General features: G+C 42.7%; 17 protein-coding genes. 11 read left to right on the top strand and 6 right to left on the bottom strand.

Features of this window, described 5'->3' with window-relative positions; all coding sequences use genetic code 11:
- Positions 1-42 precede the first annotated feature (42 nt).
- The 3 genes from H8S90_RS24780 to H8S90_RS24770 all read left to right on the top strand — a co-directional run bounded on the left by H8S90_RS24780 (position 43) and on the right by H8S90_RS24770 (position 4,453).
- Positions 43-2,181, top strand: a complete 2,139-nt coding sequence (locus tag H8S90_RS24780) for a TonB-dependent siderophore receptor (protein WP_187340427.1) — start codon at positions 43-45, stop codon at positions 2,179-2,181.
- Complete coding sequence (locus H8S90_RS24775; protein WP_255501734.1) at positions 2,182-3,282, top strand: PepSY domain-containing protein; 1,101 nt, start codon at positions 2,182-2,184, stop codon at positions 3,280-3,282.
- 61 nt (positions 3,283-3,343) lie between these two features.
- Complete coding sequence (locus H8S90_RS24770; protein WP_187340426.1) at positions 3,344-4,453, top strand: DNA alkylation repair protein; 1,110 nt, start codon at positions 3,344-3,346, stop codon at positions 4,451-4,453.
- On the opposite strand, the gene H8S90_RS24765 is transcribed toward H8S90_RS24770, so the two are convergent.
- Positions 4,439-4,897: an SRPBCC domain-containing protein gene (locus tag H8S90_RS24765; RefSeq protein ID WP_187340425.1), complete on the bottom strand. Its 459-nt coding sequence runs from the start codon at positions 4,895-4,897 to the stop codon at positions 4,439-4,441. The genes H8S90_RS24770 and H8S90_RS24765 overlap by 15 nt on opposite strands.
- 357 nt (positions 4,898-5,254) lie before the next feature.
- Here H8S90_RS24765 and H8S90_RS24760 point away from each other — a divergent pair, with 357 nt between their 5' ends.
- Positions 5,255-5,554 carry a hypothetical protein gene (locus H8S90_RS24760; RefSeq protein WP_187340424.1) on the top strand — a complete coding sequence of 100 codons (300 nt, stop codon included), beginning with the start codon at positions 5,255-5,257 and terminating at the stop codon, positions 5,552-5,554.
- A gap of 131 nt (positions 5,555-5,685) precedes the next feature.
- Here H8S90_RS24760 and H8S90_RS24755 read toward each other — a convergent pair whose 3' ends face one another.
- Entirely contained in the window at positions 5,686-7,224 is a 1,539-nt protein-coding gene (locus tag H8S90_RS24755; RefSeq protein ID WP_187340423.1) for an OmpP1/FadL family transporter, read from the bottom strand.
- Positions 7,225-7,358: 134 nt separating this feature from the next.
- Complete coding sequence (locus H8S90_RS24750; protein WP_187340422.1) at positions 7,359-8,630, bottom strand: hypothetical protein; 1,272 nt, start codon at positions 8,628-8,630, stop codon at positions 7,359-7,361.
- Positions 8,631-8,869: 239 nt separating this feature from the next.
- Between H8S90_RS24750 and proS the strand changes: the two genes are divergently transcribed.
- From proS to H8S90_RS24735, 3 genes are all read left to right on the top strand, one after another.
- A complete protein-coding gene (gene proS, locus H8S90_RS24745) occupies positions 8,870-10,342 on the top strand; it encodes a proline--tRNA ligase (protein WP_187340421.1) in 1,473 nt (490 codons plus the stop codon).
- A gap of 81 nt (positions 10,343-10,423) precedes the next feature.
- Positions 10,424-11,563 (top strand): cystathionine gamma-synthase, encoded by a 1,140-nt coding sequence (locus H8S90_RS24740; RefSeq protein ID WP_187340420.1) that lies wholly within the window; start codon positions 10,424-10,426, stop codon positions 11,561-11,563.
- A 9-nt stretch (positions 11,564-11,572) separates the two neighbouring features.
- A complete protein-coding gene (locus H8S90_RS24735; RefSeq protein WP_187340419.1) occupies positions 11,573-12,433 on the top strand; it encodes a TIGR02757 family protein in 861 nt (286 codons plus the stop codon).
- Positions 12,434-12,438: 5 nt separating this feature from the next.
- On the opposite strand, the gene mnmD is transcribed toward H8S90_RS24735, so the two are convergent.
- Both mnmD and H8S90_RS24725 read right to left on the bottom strand, forming a co-directional pair.
- Positions 12,439-13,113: a tRNA (5-methylaminomethyl-2-thiouridine)(34)-methyltransferase MnmD gene (gene mnmD / locus H8S90_RS24730; protein WP_187340418.1), complete on the bottom strand. Its 675-nt coding sequence runs from the start codon at positions 13,111-13,113 to the stop codon at positions 12,439-12,441.
- Between the two features lie 18 nt (positions 13,114-13,131).
- A complete protein-coding gene (locus tag H8S90_RS24725) occupies positions 13,132-14,475 on the bottom strand; it encodes an MBL fold metallo-hydrolase (RefSeq protein WP_187340417.1) in 1,344 nt (447 codons plus the stop codon).
- 80 nt (positions 14,476-14,555) lie between these two features.
- Here H8S90_RS24725 and H8S90_RS24720 point away from each other — a divergent pair, with 80 nt between their 5' ends.
- The 4 genes from H8S90_RS24720 (at position 14,556) to H8S90_RS24705 (ending at position 21,451) form a co-directional block, all read left to right on the top strand.
- Positions 14,556-15,449, top strand: a complete 894-nt coding sequence (locus H8S90_RS24720) for a hypothetical protein (protein WP_187340416.1) — start codon at positions 14,556-14,558, stop codon at positions 15,447-15,449.
- Between the two features lie 250 nt (positions 15,450-15,699).
- Positions 15,700-18,528, top strand: a complete 2,829-nt coding sequence (locus H8S90_RS24715) for a TonB-dependent receptor (RefSeq protein WP_187340415.1) — start codon at positions 15,700-15,702, stop codon at positions 18,526-18,528.
- 109 nt (positions 18,529-18,637) lie between these two features.
- Entirely contained in the window at positions 18,638-20,242 is a 1,605-nt protein-coding gene (locus H8S90_RS24710) for a tetratricopeptide repeat protein (RefSeq protein WP_187340414.1), read from the top strand.
- 129 nt (positions 20,243-20,371) lie between these two features.
- On the top strand, positions 20,372-21,451 hold the full coding sequence (locus tag H8S90_RS24705) for a phytase (RefSeq protein WP_255501733.1): 1,080 nt from the start codon (positions 20,372-20,374) through the stop codon (positions 21,449-21,451).
- A 79-nt stretch (positions 21,452-21,530) separates the two neighbouring features.
- Here H8S90_RS24705 and H8S90_RS24700 read toward each other — a convergent pair whose 3' ends face one another.
- Entirely contained in the window at positions 21,531-23,585 is a 2,055-nt protein-coding gene (locus tag H8S90_RS24700; protein WP_187340413.1) for a M13 family metallopeptidase, read from the bottom strand.
- Positions 23,586-23,748: the final 163 nt, after the last annotated feature.

The following is a 23,748-nucleotide window of genomic DNA, read 5'->3' as shown; positions in this document are numbered from 1 at the left end:
GCTTCTCTTTTTGTGTTTAATATTTTATAATACCAATAAAAAATGAATATTAGGTATATAAGCACGGTTTTGCTATTAACGGCATTACCTGTTTGTTTGCTATTTGCCCAAACAATTGATACGAGTGCCACAACGAACTTAGATGAAGTAACCATCAATGCACTTCACAAAAAATATAATATTGACAGTGTAACAGACCTAACAAGAGCTGCTACTAAATTGCTGGAAACGCCGCAATCTATTCAGGTAATAAGTCAACAGGCTATACGCGATAGGCAGGCATTCACACTGAATGAAATAGCCCCTTTGATGACTGGGGTAAAGACGAACAATGGCATGGGGTCTTTCAGTATGCGAGGTTTTACTTCGTATTATCCATTTGATGCGAGCTTCCTTACATTTAACGGTATTAGAGGTAATCTATACCTTTGGAGTCAGCAGCCACTTTTGTATAATATAGAGCAGGTCGAAGTGTTACGAGGTCCTGCTTCTGCGCTATTCAGTGAGGGAGCGCCGGGAGGGATCATAAATTTTACCACAAAAAAGCCTAAGGCCGAAGAGCAATTTGAGTTTACTGCATCTTATGGGAGTTGGAATATGATGCGTCTTGCTGCCGATGCTACCGGATCGCTAACAGCGAATAAAAAGTTGCTGTATAGAACAATTATCGGTTATGATCGGAGTAATAGCTTTAGAGATTATCAGGAAGTAAGCAATTTACTGGTTGCTCCATCATTGGCTTATCATTTTGACAAGAGAAGTGCGTTGTTGTTGGAAGTGAATTATGCTTATGCAAAAACTGTACAGCAATACGACCGAGGTACGTATGTATATACCCGTCCCGATGGTACTTTTGATTTTAACTATTACCCCAATAACCTAACTGTCCAGAGCCCTTCCGATTATGGAAAAACACATAATACATCTGTCGCATTAAACTTCGATCACCAAATAAATGAAGATTTAAAATTGACTTTCGTGCAACGTTATGTACGTAGCCGATTTGACTATGCCGATCATATTACGAGTGGTTTGATAACTAATGATACTATCCAGCGAGGATACCAGGATTGGTTGTACGATCAGTATAACTGGCAGACCACCGCTTATCTTAACTATGCTATAAAAACAGGAAGTATACAACATCAGGTACTAACAGGTATCGATTATAATAACTATGGCTGGTTAAAGAACGACTATAGGTTTTCACAAGCACGTCCGATCCATATATTGTATCCTGATTATCGTCAAGATCCACCACCTGGCGATCCGTCCACCGACTACTATGACGATAATAAACAAGTGATCAATCTCATAGGAGCATATGCACAAGATCAGATAAGTTATAGACATATCAAATTACTTCTTTCCCTGCGTTATGACTCTTATAAGCTGCTGCGTACCCCTTTATCTGATCGGGATAGTGAACAAGGGAACGAATCGGATGCAAGCGCATGGATTCCCAGAATTGGTCTGGTATATACGTTGCAAAACAATATCGCCTTTTATGGGAGTTACACCAAATCGTTTAACCCGCAAACATCTAACTCGGTGCGTGACGGAGGCCCCTTCCCCCCACGAACGGCCACCCAATACGAAACAGGTGTCAAAGGGAGCTGGTTTAATGATCATTTATCGGCTATGGTGGCTGCTTATACAATCTACTATAACAATATCCTGGCGCCGTCGCCTACACCAGATAATCCCAACAAACAGGTTGCGATAGATGGTACGAGCAGTAAAGGTTTAGAAGCTACACTACAGGGGAGAATAAAGAATTTCAGTATGGTTTTAGGGTATGCGCTAAACAATCATGTATTGCGTACCGATAATAGCTTGGGTACAGCGGGCAGTCGGTTTAACAATGCTCCGAAACACATAGGCAATCTATGGTTTAAGTATGAACTAAACCAGGGAAAATTAACGGGATTAGGCTTTGGTATTGGTGGACGTTACATGAGCAATCAGGTAGGTTTTCTGGCGGCACAGGATTTTTTGATACCGGCATCTACAGTGTTAGATGCATCACTTAGTTATGCGCGTAAACGCTGGAATTTACAGTTCAATATGTATAATATGACGAATGCAAGGTACTTTAATGGAGGAAACTCACGTACGGTGACTGCATCATTGGGTGATCCATTACATGTAAGGGTAGGACTAGGTTATTTAATCCGGTAAATGATGATCAAAAAGAATAAATTTTTACGCCGCCTGTTTCAAGTACATAGTTTCACCGGATTGTTAACCGGTATATTTTTACTCTTGTTGGGCTTGAGTGGTTCTGCACTCGTATTTATGCAGGAAATTGATCATTATACCAATCGTGAATTATTTGCTGTTGAAGTTCGCGATACGCAAATAGGTGTTGATCGTATTTACAAGATCATAACGGAGAGATACCCTCGGTTAAGTGGAATTGGGTGGCTTAACCCCGAAGCTTCAGCAAACGAGGCACACGACTTTCGACTATATCTCAACGATGGTAATCTATATACCTACGATTTAGGTGTCATCACGATCGACCCATATACAGGGGAAATATTAAGAGAGGGGAGGTATGACCAATGGCAGGCAGGCATGATGCAATGGATTTTTCAGTTTCACTTTTCCTTTCATTTTGGTATGCCAGGTACGGCACTTACAGCGATTTTTGGAATCACCATGTTGATCTCCATGCTCACGGGTTTAGCGATCTATCGAAAACATATATGGAAAGTGTTAACCTTTCGTTCAGGTATAAAATGGAAGAATAAGCGGATGGCATTTTCCGGAGTACATCGGGTGCTTGGGGTTTGGTCGTTGATTTTCAACCTGATCATATTTTTTACAGGATTCTGGATGAATCTATTTGCTTTTGATAAGCAGGTATGGGAGAGCAAAAAGAGCGTAAATACCCTTAATATGCAGGTAGAGCAATCGTTCGATACCCTCTATGCGCGCGCCTTGGAAATTATGCCTAACTTAACGAAAAAATATGTGTATTTCCCTACACAGCCCGGGAGGAGTTTCAGTATTCGCGGAAGTTTACCGGGAAATTCATGCTTATATGGCAACAGTAATGCTGTGCATATCGATGTACAAAGTGGCAATACCGAGAAAGTGGTACTTGCAGAGCATATGTCTGCGAAAGATAAACTAAGGGCTATGGTTTTACCTTTACACGCCGGAACGTATGGAGGATTAGTCTTACGGTGGTTTTATGTAGTTTTAGGTCTTACTCCCGGTGTACTCTGTATAACAGGTTTTTTGCTATGGATCAGGAGAAAAAAGATCATGTGAAGCTGTATATGCTAGCTCACAACTGTTTATTTTGATATTATAAAGAAAACTATTTTTGTTTATGGCACTTATCAAGGATATTTATACACTTAATTTTTTTAAGGAATTGGCAGTGAACCTTCAGCAGGTATTACCGGCATTTGATAAAACTACTTTTATAGATAACATATATGCCAATGGCTTTGAGGAAAAGGAGTGGAAAGGACGTATGCAACATGTTACGGAAGTGCTACATCAATTCATGCCTGTCTCTTATGCAGAGGCTGTTATTCTTTTAGAAAAACTTATTTTACAATTGAAGACAGCTGGTTTTGGAGAAGATAAACTGGAGTTTATGTTCCTGCCGGATTATATTGCGACTTATGGTTTGGACGATTTTCCTGCCTCGGTTTATGCCCTTGAAAGAACTACCCAGTTTGTTAGCGCTGAATTTGCCGTAAGGCCATTCCTGATAAAATACGGTGTGCCTATGATGGACCAAATGCAGGAATGGTCTGTACACCCCAATCATAAAGTTCGGCGTTTTGCCAGCGAGGGCACAAGACCACGCCTCCCTTGGGCTACGGCAGTACCACTGTTAAAGCAGCAGCCGCAGTTAACGTTGCCGATATTGGAGAATTTAAAGCACGATCCTTCTTTGTGGGTGCGGAAAAGTGTGGCTAACCATTTAAATGATATCGCCAAAACTCATCCGGCTATTGTATTAGATATTGCACGGAAATGGAAAGGTATTAGCAAAGAGACAGATGCATTGGTTAAACATGGTTGTCGTACTTTACTTAAACAAGGGAATCCGGAGGTTTTACAACTACATGGGTTTGACAGTACACAGGTATTGTTGGATAATTTTGTTGTGAATACACCACATGTAAAAGGAGGGGAAAGCCTGTCGTTTACTTTTTCCATAAAAAATAATGCAGACAAAGCCCAGGTCATTCGTTTGGAGTATGCGGTATATTATAGGCGACTAAGAGGCGATTTTTCCAAGAAAGTCTTTAAAATAAGCGAAAAGGTATACGCGCCTAATGAGAAAGTATCCGTTCAACGTAAACAATCTTTTAAACCCATTACTACACGTAAATTTTATGTGGGTGAACATAAGGTGGCCGTTATTGTGAATGGAGAAGAAAAAGCTGCTGGAGTTTTTGAGCTGTTATTACCTAACCAATAAGTATTCTACAAAAGCGGCTAGGAGGTAATCCCAGCCTTCCGGGGAGTTCATCATTTGCTGGTAAGACTCCCCTTTTTCTCCATGATTTTCAAAAGCGCGGTGTTCCAGTAAGATGACGGTATAATTCTTTTCCTGTGTGAAAGATAGTTCAACTTGGCTGGCACGTTCAGGATTGGGTTCAGGAGTCCGTTCAGGACTGATCTGCCAATAGAAAACTACTTTGTTATCGCTGATTTCAGTAATGCGACCCCAGTCGCATTGAAAGCCGTATGGACCGATCTCTGTAAAGAAACCGTTCACCGTAGGGTTTACCCTTAAGGCAACCAATTCTTCCTTAGACCAGGTGTATTCCTTAGGCCACCAATTACCCAGCTCATGAAGGAAAACTTCAAAAGATTTTTCAGCTGTCGCGTCTACGATAATCTTTCTTCGGATACTTTTCATTTGCACTTACGCTTTTGGGTGTGTGTTGCGGTAACTTCTTGCTAAACAATTAATTTGTACAATGGTTTGCGATTGAGCTTTGCGCTCATATCGTTTAAAAAAGATTAAATGAATCAAAAGAAACTTTTTGCAACTTACTTAACCTTGACTCCGATTGTCTTCATGATAAAGAATATGGAATTGGTCGCTCCGTAAATAAACTTCGACTTCATGTTGACCAACATGAAGTCGGACCTAGTCAGCTATATCATTAAGTTAGTTGGGATTAAGGCTAAGGTTGTCAGCAATTTGTTAAAGCCAGTTAAGTCCGTCATAAAGAAGATTGGGATGAAGACTATGTTATAAAACTTGAAGTCGATGATAACTGGAAATGACGTCTTGTCCGTTGTCTTTACTCCAGACCTTATTGACTTGAAGTTGATTCCTGTTGGAATGATGACAAAGTTGATCGGAATAACCCTGAAGTCAATTGGCAATGTTGCTATCCCAACTTACTTTACACCAAAGTTATGTGGAAATACGTTCAAGAAGGTTGTCTTTATGTTGAATTTAACTGACTTAGATTTCAATATAGTTGACATGAACATCAAGTCAATTAACACTGCTTCAATGATAACTGACCTGATCGCTAAGCTATTTGTATCTGCCTTTAAGTAATAGAGCAAAATGGCGGTTTTATGCATAATTTCCACCTCCATCACCCGTAGTTCAAGGAAGATCGCGATAAAAAAACAGCGTTTGATCATGTTCTATCAAACGCTGTTTTATTGAAAATTTAATTGTTAATTTTAAAATTTAGCACCAATGGTTAAGAAAACATTGTTCCTTGAATTTCTTACATCGGCAATAGGAGCAGCTAGGTTTATTTCTTCTGTGAATGTATAAGGAGCAGCGCTATAGTCTTGTCTCCAATGTTGGTAAGTAGCATCTACATAGTAATTGCCAAAGCGGAAACCTAAACCTCCAGAAAATGATTGTGCTTTATAATCTGCATTTTGGTAAGGGTTTCCCTGACGATTGTAACCGGCCCTTAATAAAAACTCGGGGACAATCATAAGCTCTCCACCCACTTTATAGTTGAAAGCCCCTTGATAATTGGCGGCTACATTTTCGTTAAATTGCATTTCCAACAGATTGTCGGTGTTTGACAATCGGATACTTTTATGATCTACAAATTCAACGTCTGCAGTTATTAACCCTCTGTCGAATACGGCAGAAATACCGCCATTTAAACGATACGGTGTACGTAAATTATATTCCGAATATACATCAACTTGTGAATCTTCATATGAAGAAATTTCACCACCGTTGGCATTAAAGTTCGCAATACCGTAAAAATCGTCATAACTGTCAGACATGCGATACCAGGTAGGGGTAGTCGCAGACAACCCAATTCTGATGATATCTGATGCCCGGTAAATCGCTCCCAATTTCAGGTTTACTCCGGTTCCTCTCGTTCTTGACCATATTTGCTGATCATAACTGAAAGCCGAATTTAGTAACTCATTATAACCATCCTCTTCCAGGAAACGGGAAGGTTGTTCGCCCGGTCCGGGATCCTGAAGATTATCTTCTCCAGCGATAAATCCGTCTTCGTAGAAATGCGTATTGGCGTTATAACTAATGCTTGATAATCCCAGTGAAGCACCAAGGTAGAAGCGATTGCTGTAATTCGCTCCAACAGAGAAATTGACTTCCGATTGGGTGCCGGAGTAAGCGTTCATTACCCCTTGATCATTATCCAAACTGGTCATCGCATAATAAGGGTTGTTTTGTCCTACTTGATCGTACAAACCCATATCCCAACCGATGTCGCCGAGAAAAGATCCTTCATAAGCTTGATCTACAAAGAAATCCGCTATGCTGGTGTTTGGGTTTATACCGGCATAATTTAGTTTAGAATGAAAACTGTTAGTTTTAGTATAGCCGATACCGACATTGAAATTTAACCATCCACGATCTAGATCGCTGCTGCCTCTTGCGCGCATATTGGGCAGGTTAAACACAATTCCGAATTGGTTAATGCCTACGCGGTCGGCCGTGGAGGTCGTTGGGTTGCCAAAATAAGTAGCTTTGTTACGGTCGCCGAAATAATCGAGAGAAAGGCTGATATCAGAACTGTTAAAAAAACCTAAACCTGCGGGATTACCTGAAATATTGCTTAAGTCTCCCCCCAAAGAAGTCTGTGCATTCCCCATTGCCCGGAAGCGTGCAGTAGCACCTTGCTCATTTTGCGAAAATAAGAGCGATTCTTCCAGATTCTGCGCCTGGGACGTACAAAACCCTCCCAAAAGAAGACACAATATTGCAATTCTTTTGCTTTTCATATTAAATATAGCTTGCTTCGTTAATAATGATTTTATAATTAAATAAGCCGACTAATGCTATTAACTTGATCTTTCATTTTATAACAATAGTCGGCCTTTGAAAATGTACTGTATTGGTATTTGCCTTACTATAATTATCGGCCTCTACCGCCACCACCACGGGCTCCTCCGCCGACGGATCCACCGCCGCCGCCGCGGCTAACGCCACCGCCGCCAAAGCCTCCTGATGACCTACCTGGTGATACGGAGGTTGGTCTTGAAGAAGGTGGTGGTGCGCTCGGTCTTGCAGTCGGACGAGACTGACCACCTGAAGGTCTGACAGAACCTGAAGGCCTACTTTGAGGTCTCGCCGTACCGGATGAGGGTCTATTTGCACCTCCCGGACGTACTGAGGTCGGTCTGTTAGATCCCGAAGGCCTAGCAGTACCTCCTGGTCTGGCGGATGGTCTAGCTGTTCCTCCTGGCCTAGCTGTTGATGGCCTGGTACCTGTAGCTGGTCTCGCGGTTTCCCGAGTTCCGCTAGCAGATCTGGTTGCGCGCGGCGCATTACCGGTAGCTCTTGCGCCAACACCTCTGTTATTAACTGCTGGTCTACCTCCCGTATTGGCTGTACTTGATCTCCCTCCGGTCATCCTAGCACCAACACCTGTATTTCTCCTAATAATGGATCCCCTTGAATTAAATGCATTTGTGGCATATGGTCTGGGAGCATAATTTCTTCTGGAGACACCGCCTCCCCAGCCCCAACCAGGACCCCAGCCCCAGCCGCCGCCCCACATACCGCCGCCCCAGCCCCAGCCGCCGCCGAAGTAGGAATAAGGACCCCACCAGGGAGAACCCCAGCCGCCCCAGCCGCCGGCCCAGTATGGGTTACCCCACATGCCGCCCCAGCCAAAGCCCATGCCCATGCCGAAGCCCATGCCCCAGCCACCTCTCCAACCGAGGCCCATGCCCCAACCAGGTCCCATGCCCATGCCAAAGCCCATGCCCATCCATGGGTCAAAAAACGGGTCGTAATAGGTCATTCCCGGGGTAGCATATTGGAATCTGTTGATGCGGTTGGCATACTCATAATCATCATATTCATCAGCATATGCATCGCCATAGCTATCGGCATATTCGTCGTCATAATAGCTGGTATTCTGATCGTCGTAATATTCGTCTGCATAGGCGCTGCTATCCGAATCGGCATACTCATCGTAACCATATTCGTCATAATCCTCAGCAGGTTCAGCATATTCATCGTAATAATCCGGACTGCGGTAAGCTACTTCCTGTGCTTTGCTCTTTCCTCCATATACATCATCCTGAAAAGTATTCTGGGCATATTGACTGGTAGCACAAGCACCTAATGATAGTGCTCCTACCAACATCGCACCCTGTATTATTTTTGGCTTACTTTTCATAGCTCTTTCCTTTCACTATAATTTGTGGTTTTATATCCTATAGACATCTTTTAACTCCAATGGTTTAATAGGTAAACGGTCGTAAAAATGCAATTGCTACAAAAATAACTTTATAATCCTTACATTCGCAAAATCGACGTAACTTTGAGGTTATTTTAACATTTTTAACAATTTTTAACGTTTACTTAAACTATTAGCTTTAAGTATTAAAATACAAATATTATTCCAAACATACAATAATGAGTAAAGGTATTACCAGCAGAAAAGAAGATTATTCCCAATGGTACAATGAATTGGTCAATAAAGCTGATCTTGCCGAGCATTCGGCCGTACGTGGATGTATGGTTATTAAGCCTTATGGCTACGCTATATGGGAAAAAATGCAGGCAGCATTAGACCAGATGTTTAAAGATACAGGGCACAGCAATGCTTATTTTCCACTTTTCATACCAAAGTCATTTTTTTCTAAAGAGGCTTCTCACGTGGAAGGTTTCGCCACAGAGTGTGCGGTGGTTACACACTACCGACTTAAGAATGATGGTACCGGACAAATTGTGGTAGACGAAGAGGCTAAATTAGAAGAAGAACTCATCGTAAGACCTACTTCTGAAACCATTATTTGGAATACCTATAAAGGCTGGATACAATCCTATCGTGATCTGCCTATTCTGGTCAACCAATGGGCCAACGTTGTACGCTGGGAGATGCGCACGCGCTTATTTTTACGTACCGCAGAGTTTTTATGGCAGGAAGGGCATACCGCACACGCTACGGAAAAAGAGGCTGTAGAGGAAACGGAAAGGATGTTGGCGGTCTATGCTACTTTTGCTGAAGATTGGATGGCACTTCCAGTAATAAGAGGACGAAAAACGGAGAACGAACGCTTCGCAGGAGCACTAGATACCTATTGTATCGAAGCGCTGATGCAAGATGGCAAAGCATTGCAAGCAGGAACATCGCATTTCTTAGGGCAGAACTTCGCAAAAGCCTTTGACGTTAAGTTCACCTCCAAAGAAGGTAAATTGGATCATGTATGGGCTACTTCATGGGGTGTATCCACTCGCCTGATGGGAGCGCTGATTATGGCACATTCTGATGATGCTGGACTGGTATTGCCCCCCAAATTAGCACCTATACAAGTGGTGATTGTGCCTATTTATAAAACGGAAGAAGAAAGTAATAAAATTGAGGAATTGGCCGATCAGTTAATCGCAGCATTGAAGCCAAAAGGAATTTCCGTAAAATACGACGACCGCGATACCCAACGGCCGGGATTCAAGTTTGCGGAATGGGAATTAAAAGGCGTACCGGTACGGGTGGCTGTGGGCGCACGTGATTTACAAAATGGAACGGTGGAGATTGCCCGACGCGATAAGCAAACCAAGGAAACGGTATCACAGGAAGGTTTGTCTGATAAGATAGAAAAGCTTTTAGCAGACATCCAGCAAAATATCTATCAGAAAGCCCTTCAGTATAGGGACGAACATACCGTGGAAGTGAACTCCTACGACGAATTTAAGCGGGTGCTTGAAGAGGATGGAGGGTTTATCGCCGCACATTGGGATGGCACAGCCGAAACAGAAAAGCGGGTAAAAGAAGAGACTAAGGCAACCATACGTTGTATCCCGCTTAACAATAAACAGGAGGAAGGAACGTGTATATTTACAGGAAAACCCTCCAAGCAACGGGTGCTATTTGCAAAGGCATATTAAATAATTTAATAAAAAAGGCGGTATTCAGGTAACGCAATAACTGAAGCCCGTGGCGTGCCGTCTAATAATCTTATAAAAAAAATGAAGTTCGGAACAAAAGCGATACACGCAGGTCAACATCCTGATCCAACTACGGGAGCAATTATGACTCCCATTTACCAGACGTCAACTTATTGGCAAAAGACTCCGGGAGAACATAAAGGCTATGAGTATTCGAGGGGGACTAATCCAACACGGAAGGCCTTGGAAGATTGTATTGCTGCCTTGGAGAATGCGCAGTTTGGATTGGCCTTTTCAAGTGGTATGGCGGCTACAGATACTGTATTGCGACTGTTAAGGCCGGGTGATGAAGTGATTACAGGAAATGATCTTTACGGAGGCTCTTATCGGATTTTTACGAAGGTGTTTGCGGATTTTGGTATCAAATTTCACTTTGTCGACCTCACCGACCCGGCAAGTATTCAGCATCATTTATCTGATCGTACAAAACTGATATGGATTGAAACACCAACAAACCCGACTATGCAGATTATTGATATCGAAGCGGTCGGGAAAATTGCCAAAGAAGCCGGGGTACTATATGTGGTAGATAATACTTTTGCATCACCTTATTTACAAAATCCCATTGACCTCGGTGCCGATATCGTGATGCATTCGGTAACCAAATATATTGCCGGTCATAGTGATGTGGTTATGGGAGCGCTGGTTACCAATAGTGAAGAATTATACAAGCAGTTGTTTTTTTATTATAATGCTTGCGGAGGAACCCCGGGGCCTCAGGATAGCTTTCTTGCCCTACGGGGTATTAAGACTTTGCATTTGCGTATGAAAGCACACTGCGAAAATGGTCGTCAAATTGCGGCTTTTCTTAAAAATCATCCGCGGATAGAAAAAATTTACTGGCCGGGTTTCGAAGATCATCCCAATCATGAAGTGGCGAAAAAACAGATGCTCGACTTTGGTGGCATGATTTCTATCGTACTCAAAGATGCCACCTTGGAAGATACCTTTAAGCTAGCATCTTCATTCAACGTGTTTTCATTGGCCGAGTCTTTAGGTGGGGTTGAGTCCCTGATTAATCATCCCGCAACCATGACGCATGGTTCTATTCCTAAAGAAGTACGTGAAAAGGTGGGGGTAGTAGATAACCTGATTCGAATCAGTGTAGGTGTGGAAGATATTGACGATCTCTTGGAAGATTTGAAGCAAGCATTAGGGTAAGTTGAATGTATGGATTTAAAAGGCTTTCTCGACCGGAAGGTGACGCTATATAACCAGCCTGAATTTATAGCAAATGATCCCATTGGTATACCGCATTTGTTTACATCAAAGCAGGACATCGAAATCATGGGTTTCTTTGCCGCGATATTGGCTTGGGGACAGCGGAAAACCATCATTAATAAATGCAGGGAACTGATCGGCAGAATGGATGGGAGTCCCTATGATTTTATTTGCAATCATCGGGATCAAGACCTGAAACACTTGCTCGGTTTTAAGCACCGAACCTTTAATGACACAGATCTGTTGTATTTTGTTAGTTTTTTTAGGAACCATTATCAGAAATTTGAATCGCTGGAACAGGCTTTTGTTCCTGATGAACGTAACGTTGAGTTCAGAAGCGACTATTTTATAACTGCGTTTACTCCAAATGAGGGTATGGATTTAAGTAGCGAGGTTTGTTATCAACATAAACTGGCGTATAAGCCCGTACCTATTGAAGCAGCGCTTAACTACTTCAGAGCTTATTTTTTTGGATTGCCCGATTATCCACAGCGAACACGCAAACACATTAGCTCTCCTGCTCAAAAATCAACTTGTAAGCGACTGAATATGTTTTTGAGATGGATGGTGCGGAAGGATAGGCAAGGGGTAGATTTTGGGATATGGAAAAATATCGCCATGGCAGACCTTATCTGCCCTTGTGATGTACACGTCGATCGAGTGGCCCGGCAACTCGGTCTGATTACACGCAAGCAAACCGATTGGCAAACAGCAGTCGAACTTACGGAAAACCTTCGCCAGCTTGATCCTCACGATCCGGTGAAGTATGATTTTGCATTGTTTGGTTTGGGTGTGGAGGGGGAGCTATAACTTGTCTAAAGCTTTACTGCTCTGAGCATCTCCCGCTTTCCAGGGGCTCCGGGAGCCTTTTCAACAGCAAACCCCAAGGATTTCATTATACGTTTTAAATTGCCTGTAATGGCGTAGGTCACAAATACGCCACCAGGTTTTAAAAACTTGCAAATGTGACTTAAGGTCTCATAACTCCACATCTCTGGTTGGTGTATAGCCGCAAAGGCATCAAAATACAGCAGATCGTATAGCTGCGTAGTGTGAAAGCCCAAAACAGGTTGATGCGCAATCGCTAAATTTACTCGTGCAGATAGGGATTGCTTACCCAGTAACGCTTGTTGGTAGTGTGTTGAAAAGGACTTCCAAATGGCTGGTTCGACTGCCGATTGATAACCTGTTTTCTCAATGATGGCATGATCTAACGGGTAAGCCTCTATACCGGTATAGTGCAATGTGATATGGTTTGCCGTACAATAGTCTGCGGTAAGCAAAAAATTTAAACCGGTACCAAAACCAACCTCTAAAATAGTTACAGTTGCATCGATGGGAACTGTGCGTTTCTCTAAGTAATAGGCTAGTCCGGATTGTAAAAATACATGCCTGCTCTCTTGTACCGCCCCATGTTTGGAGTGGTAATGTTCTCCAACAGTGGGGTGAAATATTGTTTTTGATCCGTCTCCGGTAATTACGAAGTCCACGTTGCTGTTTGAAAATGTTTATTGTTCGTTGTTGGGTTTAAATTCACTTACGGCCGTGCTGAGATCGTATACTGGCACCTGTACCGAAGGCGCTACAATGCTCGACCCAATGGCAGATCGGTATCCTCCAGCACAATGGACAACAATGGGTTTATCTTCGGGTATCACGGGAAGAGACTCTCGAAGTCTCGGTAAGGGGATGTGGATAGCATGGCTGAACAGTTTACCTTCAGCAAGCTCCCCGTCATTTCGGATGTCGATGATGGTATACTGTTGAGGGTTTGATTTAAAAGCTTCTAAATCAAAATCAGTGGTTTTTTTATTACCGATTGGCGAAATAAAAAAGCCTTTGCATTGATTTTCATAGCCTATTTTGGCTAATTTTTTGATGAGCTCCGTGGCTCTTTCAGCTTGGTCTGTTAGCAGATAAAATGATTCGCCAGGTGATACGATACTGCCCACCCAAGTTTCGAATTTATCGCCATCGGGTATATTTATCGCCATCGGATGATGCGCGTTTTTAAATTGCTCTGCAGGTCGGCCGTCGATAATTAACACCTGAGGCTCAAGCGCATTGGTGTCTGTGATCGCTATTACCTGTTCTACACTTTCATCAAATGCTTCAGCACCCGCACGATTCAACGCTACATCATAAGGGAAATATTTGGGCACAAAGGGTTGATCGGCCGTAATTAAGGCTACAAAAGCTTCTTCTTCCATTTTCTGTAGGGCGTAATTTTCTGATCGCTCTCTACCTATCGTACTCTGGAGATCTGACCCCATGTTTTTACCGCAAAGTGAACCGGGGCCGTGAGCCGGATAAACCACCACGTCCGCTGGCAGGCGCATCAATTTATTGCGTAATGAATGGAACATCGCTCGGGCGAGCTCTGCGGCTTCAGCCTGCAGATTACCTACGTTTTCCCGAAGATCAGGTCGGCCCACGTCGCCTACAAATAACGTGTCGCCGGTAAATACAGCCGATTCTTTCCCTTGTTCGTCAAGCAACAGCACACAGATACTATCGGGGGAATGGCCGGGTGTATTAATAGCCTGCAGGGTAATATTTCCTACTGTAATCACATCGCCCTCATCGAAGGCCCTGTGCGGGTACTCGGCACCCGTTAATTCACTGGTATATATCGTTGCTCCAGTCTTTTGGTGTATTTCCAAGTGAGAGCTAACAAAGTCGGCATGGGGATGGGTCTCTATCACCCCTACAATTTTGGCATGATTTTCTCTAGCAAAGGCAAAGTATGGTTCTGGGTCCCTTGCCGGATCAACTAATACAACGTCGTTATTGCTTAAAATAGCGTAAGACGAATGGGCAAGTCCGGTATCATAAAATTGTTCAATATGCATAAGTCGAAAAATATGCGCAAAGGTACAAAATAAACGGGGAAGACAATGAGCAGCGTTTTGATGAACAGTATAATTGTTAAATGAGGTTACTTATTAATATTATTGGTCTTACTTTTTTAATCACCGTTTTTACCTCCAGATTACAAGAACGTATTTTCGGAAATGCAATCAGCAAAGGTAAGATAAGCCACTCAGCAATAGATGAAGCATCGGGTATTGCTTGTGGGATAACTAACCAAGGCTATTTCTGGGTGCATAATGATAGCGGAGATGATGCACGTGTCTTTCTGTTGGACAGAACAGCTCATCATCGGGCTACTTATTATTTAGCGGGAGTGGAAGCGCGCGACTGGGAAGATATGACTACGATGCAAAGTGAAGGCAAAAATTATCTTTTGGTAGGTGATATCGGTGATAACTTGGGTAGGCACGCCACCATAAAGGTGCATCGTTTTGAAGAACCAACATATCGGCCCGGACAAGTTGTGGATACCATTCCGCAAAAAAAGATAACAACTTACACCTTAACCTATGAGGATGGCCCCCGTGATGCCGAGTCGATGTTTTTTGACCCCATAGACGAGAAGCTGTATATCATCAGTAAAAGGGATTTGCAGGCTGGAGTTTATGAAACCGAGCTTCCAGCGGAAAACACAGCAGACACTTTGTTGCTAAAAAGGAAGGCATCTATCCCCTATACGTTTATTACAAGTGCCGATATCGCGGCAGATGGGAGTGAAGTGCTGGTGAAAAATCTGCTGAATGTATACTATTGGAAACGCCAACCGGGAGAGTCTATCGTGGGTATGTTCAAACGGGAGGGATTGATGCAACCCTATACTGCCGAACCACAGGGTGAGGCCATCACTTTTGCAAGGGATGGTAAGGGTTATTATACCACTAGCGAGCGCCCTTTCGGCCTGCCTGCCCATATTTACTTTTATCCTCGATTAACAAAACCTAAGAGAAGTTAATTATTTGTTAATCTAAATTTTACTTACTCTTCTTATAAAGGAAACATAAACTTAATGGTGTTTTCGTCTTTTGGTAAAAAATTGATAATGAGTATTTTATAGTATTTTTTTTGGACTGTGTTGCCTTTGTGTTAACGGTCTGTTTACTGCCGTTTCCTTTTTGTAACGTGCTTATTTTTTGGAGGCATTACATAATACTCAACTTCGTGGCGATAAATTATTATCCCGTATTTAACAACTTAAACAAAAGATGAAGACATTATTTACTTCCGTATTCTTATTTCTAATGACCGTCATCTGTCATGCACAAAGTAGCGGCGTAATTTCTGGCAAGATCCTAGAAAAAGGGAGCAAAGCATCCCTCCCGGGAGCAACCGTTCGATTGAACATGGGCAATCGATATACTATTTCCGACCAGACAGGCAATTATGAGTTTCTCAACGTTCCCGCTGGTAACTATGAGATAGAAGTGATTTACATGGGCTACCAACCGGAAACGCAACAGGTTACCGTGCGCGCAGGGGAAAATACCGCAATGGATTTTACTTTGGACGACGCTTCCGTAACGATGGACGAAGTGGTGATCATGGGTGATCGGCTAAGGGGGCAGGCGAGGGCACTTAACCAACAGAAAAACAAGGCTAATATTACCAATATTATATCTTCTGATCAAGTAGGCCGTTTTCCTGATGCGAACATAGGTGATGCGCTGCGGCGCGTACCGGGTATCACCATGCAGAACGACCAGGGAGAAGCGCGTAACATTATTGTAAGAGGCCTGTCGCCCGAGTTGAATTCCGTTACCTTGAATGGCGATCGTATCCCTTCGGCAGAAGGCGATAACAGACGCGTGCAGATGGATTTGATCCCTTCGGATATGATTTCTAGCATTGAAGTCAATAAAACCTTAACGCCCGATATGGATGCCGATGCTATTGGTGGTTCGGTTAATCTGATTACACGTGCATCACCTAATGGACAACGTATTTCCGCAACCTTGGGTGGAGGGTATAATCCTTTGCATCAAACGCCCATATATACTGGTGCCTTTGTTTATGGAAACCGCTTCGCGAACAATAAGTTTGGAATGGTGATCAGTGGTTCTTATAATAATAACCAATTAGGATCTGAAGGTTTGGAAGGCGAATGGTCGAAAGACGATCAGGGCAATGCGTGGCTTTCAAGAGAGGATGTTAGGCGATATAACGTGCAAAGGGTACGAAGAAGTATCGCTGGCGCTTTCGATTACAAAATTGACGACAACCATAGCTTATACGCTAATGCGATGTACAATTGGCGGGATGATTGGGAAAACAGGTTCCGGGTACGTACAGATGTTGAATTAGCCGACGAAGATGCGGGTGTGGCCGGAGGTTTTGTGCTGGATAAAATTTCGAGAGAAACCAAGGGAGGACTTGGGAATGGCCGGGTGAAAAATGCGCGATTGGAAGATCAACGGGTGCAGAACTACTCCGTAGGTGGTGATCATTTGCTCGGTACTTCATTGGATATGGACTGGGGCTTGAGCTATTCCAAAGCGAGTGAATCGCGTCCGAATGAGCGTTATATAGCTTACGAAGGTGAAGGAGAGGTTTCTGTAGAGCAAGTGCCTACTACTAATGACCGGCCGATAGATTTGGTTTTTTCCAGACCGGATGTAGGCCTAAGCACGTTGGATGCAATTAGTGAAAATAACGATTATACCGATGAAAGTGAATTCGGTGCGAAGTTAAATTTCCGTATCCCTTTGTCGGTCATTGACGGACAAAAAGGTCGCCTACGCTTTGGTGGGCGTTTACGCCTGAAAGATAAGAAACGGAATAATGAATTTTACGAATACACACCATTGAATGCTTCATTGGAAACGTTAGGAGAAGTACCTACGATGAATTGGATCGGAAGGTTCGAACCCGGGAATCAATATGCTCCCGGGCTGTTTGCTAGTAGATACCTGCTTGGAGGGCTTCAACTGCAAGACGCTTCGCAGTTTGAAAAAGAACTCGATCCATCCGAGTTTCTGGCTATTAACTACCGCGCCAAAGAGCGCATTACCGCAGGGTATCTGCGATGGGATCAAGACTTCAACAACGAATGGTCAATGATCGTAGGAGGGCGTTTAGAGCATACTAAGGTAGACTACACCGGAAATGTGGTGGAAGATGAAGAGGAGCTTGCCGGTACACGTTCATTGGAAAATGATTACACGAATATTTTACCAAGTCTGGCATTTAAATATGTACCACGGGAAGATCTTGTTTTTCGGGCAGCAATAACCACATCGTTGGCTCGTCCAAATTATTACTCCCTGGCACCTTATGTGCAGTCTGTTGCCGATGGTGACGACAGCGAGGTAATGGCAGGAAACCCCAATCTGAAAGCTACTTATGCTTGGAATTTTGATTTAATGGCGGAAAAATATTTCAAATCGGTAGGTATTCTTTCGGGAGGTGTATACTATAAAAATCTGTCAAATTTTATTTATACCTATAGTAATAGGAATTATACAGCAGAAAATTTTGCGCAGGACTTTCCCGGTGCAATCAATTTAATTCCGGAAGGCGAAACCTGGCGTTTTATCCAGGATCGTAACGGAGAACAGGTTAATGTGTATGGTTTCGAAGTGGCCATCCAACGGCAGCTGGATTTTCTCCCGGGCAAGTTTTTAAAAAGTTTTGGGATTTATGCCAATTATACCTTCACCAAATCAGTTGCCGAAGGTATATCAGATGATGAAGGGAATCCACGAAATGACATTACTTTACCTCAAACAGCACCTCATATGTTTAATGGCTCTCTATCGTGGGAAAATCAGCGTTTTTCTGCAAGGATTTCAGCTAACTATACAGCGGCTTATATTGATGAGATAGGTTCGGAAGCTTTCTTCGATTTTTACTACGACAAGCAATTTTTCTTAGACGCGAATGCTTCATACAGATTTGGCAAATATACCCGTGTATTTATCGAAGCAAATAACCTAACCAATCAGTCGCTCAGGTATTATCAGGGCGTGAGTAGCCGACCAATGCAGAATGAATTTTATCGACCACGTTATAACTTGGGGGTTAAATTTGATTTATAGCATGGTGATAAGGTGTTATGAAAAAGCGCTGTGTTAATTAACAATAACTTAACCTTTGCTTGTTATTTTTGCTTATATGATTAAGGTTGTATTAAGCTGTTGTACCCTGATGCTTTGGATAGTTGGAAACCTTCGGGCCCAACATTTTAATGCGGCAGACGATATTAGGGACCGGTTGGAACGATATACGTTCCAACCGTCTGACTCGTTATTTTTGGAAGAAAATGAACGGTACAAGCGCGCTATCCTTCATGAAGATCCGCTAAATCAGGGTATGGCATTACAACGGATGGGACAGATCTGTTATCAGTTGGGGTTATTTGCGCAGTCGCTTAATTATCACCTGCAGGCCAACGACGTCTTTCAATCAGAAAATAACGAACGCCTTAAGGCCGACAACTTAAACGATCTGGGCTTGGGCCTGCTCATAAATAATCAGGAGGAGACTGCTAAGCAGGCCTATCTGGAGGCTTTGGATAGCTATCGAAAGCAGAAAGATCAGAAAGGAATAGCCAATACCTACGCCAATTTCGGGCATCTCTATGAGAAAGTATTTGACTACGATAGTGCTTATTATTATCAGCAGGAAGCAATGAAGGTTTTTGAAGCGATTGGTGATTTAGATGGTGTTGCTTTTGTTCACGAAAACCTGGGGAGTATTTACGAAGATAAAGAAGAATATGATCAGGCGTATGTTCACTTTTCCAAGGCATTATCCAGATTTCAGCACAACGGCAACACAGCAATGCTGATAGATGCATATAATAACATAGGTGATATTCATAGAAAAAGCGGAAGATATCAGGAAGCGCTTCTTTATACACGCAAAGCAGCAAAACTATCCAGGGAAATCAGCGCATACAGTAGGTTGAGCAGCGCTTATCGGGATTTGGGGAAAACCTTTTATTTTTTGAAGCATTCGGATAGTACCTTTCATTACCTGGAACAAAGCAGAGCTCTTTTCTTAAATATTTACACCGAGGATAGCAAAAATCAAGCAGCACTATTAAAGGTGTTGTACGATCTCGATCGAAAAGATGCCCGGATAGCTGAAATGGGAAGAGAGAAAAGGATAGCTACCATCTTGTATATAGCATCGGGTGTGGTGGCTTTATTATTGGTTGCTCTTGCTTTCGTCGTTATCAGAAACCAGCGCCAGCGTATACGTAGTGAGCGTAAAATCAGGGAAAAAGAAAAGACCTTATCGAAAACAAAGCAGCAGTTGATGGAGACAGACCTGATGAATAAAAAATTGAAAGAGGAGCAGATGAAGAAGACACTTGAAAGCAAAGCTCGGGAAATTACGTCACATACACTTCAAGCCATTGAGAAAAATCAGTTATTAGAGGAGGTAAAATGGTCCATCACAGCAATGATTAAGAGTGATGGAAGAAGCTATAAGAAGGAGCTGCGTAGGCTACTCAATAAGATTCATCAGAATTTCAATAAGGATGTTCACTGGGAGGACTTCAGAAGGGTATTTGAAGAGATCAATCAAGATTTTTTTCAGCAATTGCAAAAGATAAATCCAGATCTGTCCTCCACTGAGATTCGATTGGTATCACTCATAAAGCTAAATATGAGTACCCCAGATATCGCTGCGCTTTTAGGAATCTCTACAGATAGCCTGCGGGTTTCACGGTATCGATTAAGGAAGAAACTACGTCTAGAACAGGGAAAAAGCTTAACGGCATTCCTTCAAGGAATATCATGATGCCGTGTTCGGTAAACAGTGCCAAAATGTTGCCTTTTCTATCGGAGATGTTAACGAATTGTAACGTTAATAATTTGCTTTGCGAGGGCTTAGCTATCAATTTTGTAAAAAATTATAACAGTTAAATAAATGAATTTTATTAATAGTACATTTCTGGTGCTTAGTAGTATTGGGTTGTTAGCATGTAATATGGGCAGTCAAAATAGCACTGCTGATAGGGGGGCTATTGAGGGTAGGGTAGATACCCTGCTACCGACGGTGGTTACCGAGCCGGTCAACCACGACAGTGACGATCCGGCAATTTGGATTGACCCTGAGGATGCAGCTCAAAGTTTGGTTTTAGGGACTGATAAGGATAGTGATGGGGCGTTATATGCCTTTGATCTCAAAGGCAAGATCATTAGAAAGGTAGAAGGATTGAAACGTCCGAATAATGTAGATGTTGCTTATGGCTTTATGCTAAATGGAGCGCGTATTGATATTGCCGTACTTACCGAGCGGGAGACAAATCGCTTGCGGATATTTCGCCTGCCCGATCTGGTAGCGGTTGATGACGGTGGAATAGAAACGTTTTCTGGGGAAGAGGAGCGGGCACCCATGGGAATAGCCTTATATACAAGACCGTCAGATCATGCTATATTTGCAATTGTCGGCAGAAAGTCTGGCCCCGGGACGGAATATTTATGGCAGTATAAGCTGCATGACAATGAAAGCGGAGCCGTTGAAGGTAAGCTGGTTCGTAAGTTTGGTAATTATAGTGGAAAAAAGGAGATTGAGGCTATTGCCGTGGATAATGAGTTGGGTTTTGTTTATTATTCGGACGAGCAGACAGGGGTGAGAAAATATATAGCAGATCCTGATGCAGATAATGATGAAGAATTATCCATCTTTGCCGCGACTGGTTTCGCTGACGATCATGAAGGAATTGCAATCTATAAAACTGGGGCAAAAACAGGTTATATATTGGTGTCTAACCAAGGGGCTCAAACGTTTATGGTATATCCACGAGATGGAGGGGAACAAGGAAGCTATCCGCTGTTGGCTGAAATTGCTGTAAAAGCGATGGAAACCGATGGCGCCGATGCCGTCTCTACTCCGTTAGGACCACAGTTTCCAAAAGGGATTTTTGTAGCAATGAGTACTGACAAGACCTTTCATTTTTACGACTGGCGTATGATCGCTGCGCATTTGGAAGATATCGGTAGATAGGAGAATACGGTTAAAAATAAAAAAGAGATTGTATCAAAAGTAAAAAGATACAATCTCTTTTTTCGATTATAGCACGATCTTACCAAACTCTTATTCGTTCGTTTTCAGGTTTGTAAAGTTTATCGCCAGGTTTTATATCAAAGGCGTTATACCAGGCGTCCATGTTTACCAAAGGGCCAATGGTGCGTGCTTCGGCTGGAGCATGTGGGTCAACAGTAATGAGTTGAGCAGCTGTTTCTGGAGTTACATTCATCCGCCAAACCTGTGCCCATGATAAAAAGAAACGCTGATCAGGCGTTAAGCCGTCTATTTTTTCATCTGACTGTCCCTGAGGTGTTTTTTTGAAGGCAGCATATGCCATCGCTAATCCTCCTAAATCCGCTAAATTCTCGCCAAGTGTCAATCGGCCCTTTACATGCAACGTATCTAATACGGTGTATGCATTGTATTGTTCAACCACCTGGTCTGCACGTTCCTTGAAATTATCTGCATCTTCCTTAGTCCACCAGTCTCTTAAATTCCCATCGGCCGCGTATTGCCTTCCCTGATCGTCAAACCCGTGTGTTACCTCATGACCGATTACCGCACCGATTCCGCCATAATTGACGGCATCATCGGCTGAAAAATCAAAGAAAGGGAACTGTAATATCCCTGCTGGAAATGCGATTTCATTGTTAACCGGATTATAGTAAGCATTAACGGTTGGAGGTGTCATGCCCCAGCGCGTTTTATCAACTGGTTTACCAAGTTGATTGACCATATCATTGTAATTCCATTGCTTAGCTCTCCGGATATTACCAAAAAGATCGTCTGCTTTAATTTCCAATTCATCGTAGGTTTTCCATTTCTCGGTATAGCCTATTTTTGCGGTAAAGGCATGCAATTTTTCCAACGCACGTTCTTTAGTTTCATCACTCATCCAATCAAGCGTCTGAATACGTTCTTCAAAAGTTTCAGAAAGATTTTTTACGAGTTCTTCCATGCGCTCTTTAGCTTCTGGCTTGAAATATTTAGCTACATATAATTGTCCCAATAAATCTCCAATATTACGGTCAATAATCTCGTAGTTGCGTTGCCAGCGAGGTGTCATCTCTTTTTGACCACTAAGTGCTTGATTGAAAGTAAAGTTGGCGTCGACAAAGGGTGTGCTGAGTACAGATGATGCATTTTTTAATATGTTCCATTGAAGATAAGTCTTCCACTCGCTAACTTCTTTTTGAGCCAGTAATTGGGAAGCATCTTTAAAAAAATCAGGATTGTTGACCAGAACACTGTCTTCACCGGTTATTTTCAATGCGCTGAATGTCTCCTTCCAATTAAATTGAGGCGCTTCTTTTTCCAGCGCAGTTAAGGTTAATTTGTTATATGTTTTGTGCGGATCGCGCATTTCTTCCCGACTCCACTGCGCTTTGGCCAAAGATTCCTCGATACCCCATATTTGCTCGAATTTAGCCACGGCTTCCGTATCTGAAAAGCCTGCTAATGTAAACAACGTTTGAGCGTAGCTTTCATAAGCTTGTTTGATGTCACGGTTACGGGTATTATTTACCAAATAGTAGTCGCGATCAGGCAATGTCAATCCACCCTGCGCAAATTGTGCGATATTGGCGGAAGTGTTTTTGTCATCCTGATATACGTAGAACCCATATAAGGGGTTACCAATACCTTCTGTACGTTGAAAGGCGATTTCTTTAACTATCCCGGCAATATCTTCTATACTGCTCACGCGGGTGAGGTCGTCTTTGATCGGTTCGCTACCAAGCTCGTCAATATGTGTACTATCCATTGCGCTGCGAAAGAAATCACCTACACGTTGATCTGCGCTACCAACTTCAGCGTTCTCTTTCGCCGATGCTTCCTCCAGTATGCTTTTTACAGCTTTTGCATTAAAATCGCGTAACTGATTAAAACTCCCCCAGCGGGTCTCTTTTGCAGGAACCGGATTGTTTTTGAGCCACACGCCATTTGCATAGTGGAAAAAATCGTCGCCAGGCTTATAAGAGGTATCCATATTTGCCGGATCGATCAATTTCTCAGGCGTATTGCTCAATGTGGTGTCTTGTTGCGATTGCGAACAGCCTTGAAATATTACAAATGCTAGCCCGCAATACAATAATGGAGAATAATACTTCATATGATTTTTGTTAGTGTTATACAATCGAATGATATTTTGGTTGATGCGCCTAAAATCAATGTTTTTCCTGATAAATGCAAAAAAAATCGACCCCTCAAAAGACAAGGTATAATTTGCATTTTATAAACCTATAATCAGTGCGAAGGTAAAACATTTAAGAGTT

The organism is Olivibacter sp. SDN3 (assembly GCF_014334135.1).
Classification (GTDB): domain Bacteria; phylum Bacteroidota; class Bacteroidia; order Sphingobacteriales; family Sphingobacteriaceae; genus Olivibacter.
This window is presented reverse-complemented; position numbering and strand designations above follow the sequence as displayed.

What these genes read in the sequence shown, in the direction of transcription:
- H8S90_RS24765 (WP_187340425.1), bottom strand. Translation starts at nt 4,897, where the DNA reads ATGAAAAGTATCCGAAGAAAGATTATCGTAGACGCGACAGCTGAAAAA.
- H8S90_RS24775 (WP_255501734.1), top strand. Translation starts at nt 2,182, where the DNA reads ATGATGATCAAAAAGAATAAATTTTTACGCCGCCTGTTTCAAGTACAT.
- proS (WP_187340421.1), top strand. Translation starts at nt 8,870, where the DNA reads ATGAGTAAAGGTATTACCAGCAGAAAAGAAGATTATTCCCAATGGTAC.
- H8S90_RS24770 (WP_187340426.1), top strand. Translation starts at nt 3,344, where the DNA reads ATGGCACTTATCAAGGATATTTATACACTTAATTTTTTTAAGGAATTG.
- H8S90_RS24780 (WP_187340427.1), top strand. Translation starts at nt 43, where the DNA reads ATGAATATTAGGTATATAAGCACGGTTTTGCTATTAACGGCATTACCT.
- H8S90_RS24760 (WP_187340424.1), top strand. Translation starts at nt 5,255, where the DNA reads ATGATAACTGGAAATGACGTCTTGTCCGTTGTCTTTACTCCAGACCTT.
- H8S90_RS24725 (WP_187340417.1), bottom strand. Translation starts at nt 14,475, where the DNA reads ATGCATATTGAACAATTTTATGATACCGGACTTGCCCATTCGTCTTAC.
- H8S90_RS24735 (WP_187340419.1), top strand. Translation starts at nt 11,573, where the DNA reads ATGGATTTAAAAGGCTTTCTCGACCGGAAGGTGACGCTATATAACCAG.
- H8S90_RS24740 (WP_187340420.1), top strand. Translation starts at nt 10,424, where the DNA reads ATGAAGTTCGGAACAAAAGCGATACACGCAGGTCAACATCCTGATCCA.
- H8S90_RS24715 (WP_187340415.1), top strand. Translation starts at nt 15,700, where the DNA reads ATGAAGACATTATTTACTTCCGTATTCTTATTTCTAATGACCGTCATC.
- H8S90_RS24710 (WP_187340414.1), top strand. Translation starts at nt 18,638, where the DNA reads ATGCTTTGGATAGTTGGAAACCTTCGGGCCCAACATTTTAATGCGGCA.
- H8S90_RS24700 (WP_187340413.1), bottom strand. Translation starts at nt 23,585, where the DNA reads ATGAAGTATTATTCTCCATTATTGTATTGCGGGCTAGCATTTGTAATA.
- H8S90_RS24720 (WP_187340416.1), top strand. Translation starts at nt 14,556, where the DNA reads ATGAGGTTACTTATTAATATTATTGGTCTTACTTTTTTAATCACCGTT.
- H8S90_RS24755 (WP_187340423.1), bottom strand. Translation starts at nt 7,224, where the DNA reads ATGAAAAGCAAAAGAATTGCAATATTGTGTCTTCTTTTGGGAGGGTTT.
- H8S90_RS24750 (WP_187340422.1), bottom strand. Translation starts at nt 8,630, where the DNA reads ATGAAAAGTAAGCCAAAAATAATACAGGGTGCGATGTTGGTAGGAGCA.
- H8S90_RS24705 (WP_255501733.1), top strand. Translation starts at nt 20,372, where the DNA reads ATGAATTTTATTAATAGTACATTTCTGGTGCTTAGTAGTATTGGGTTG.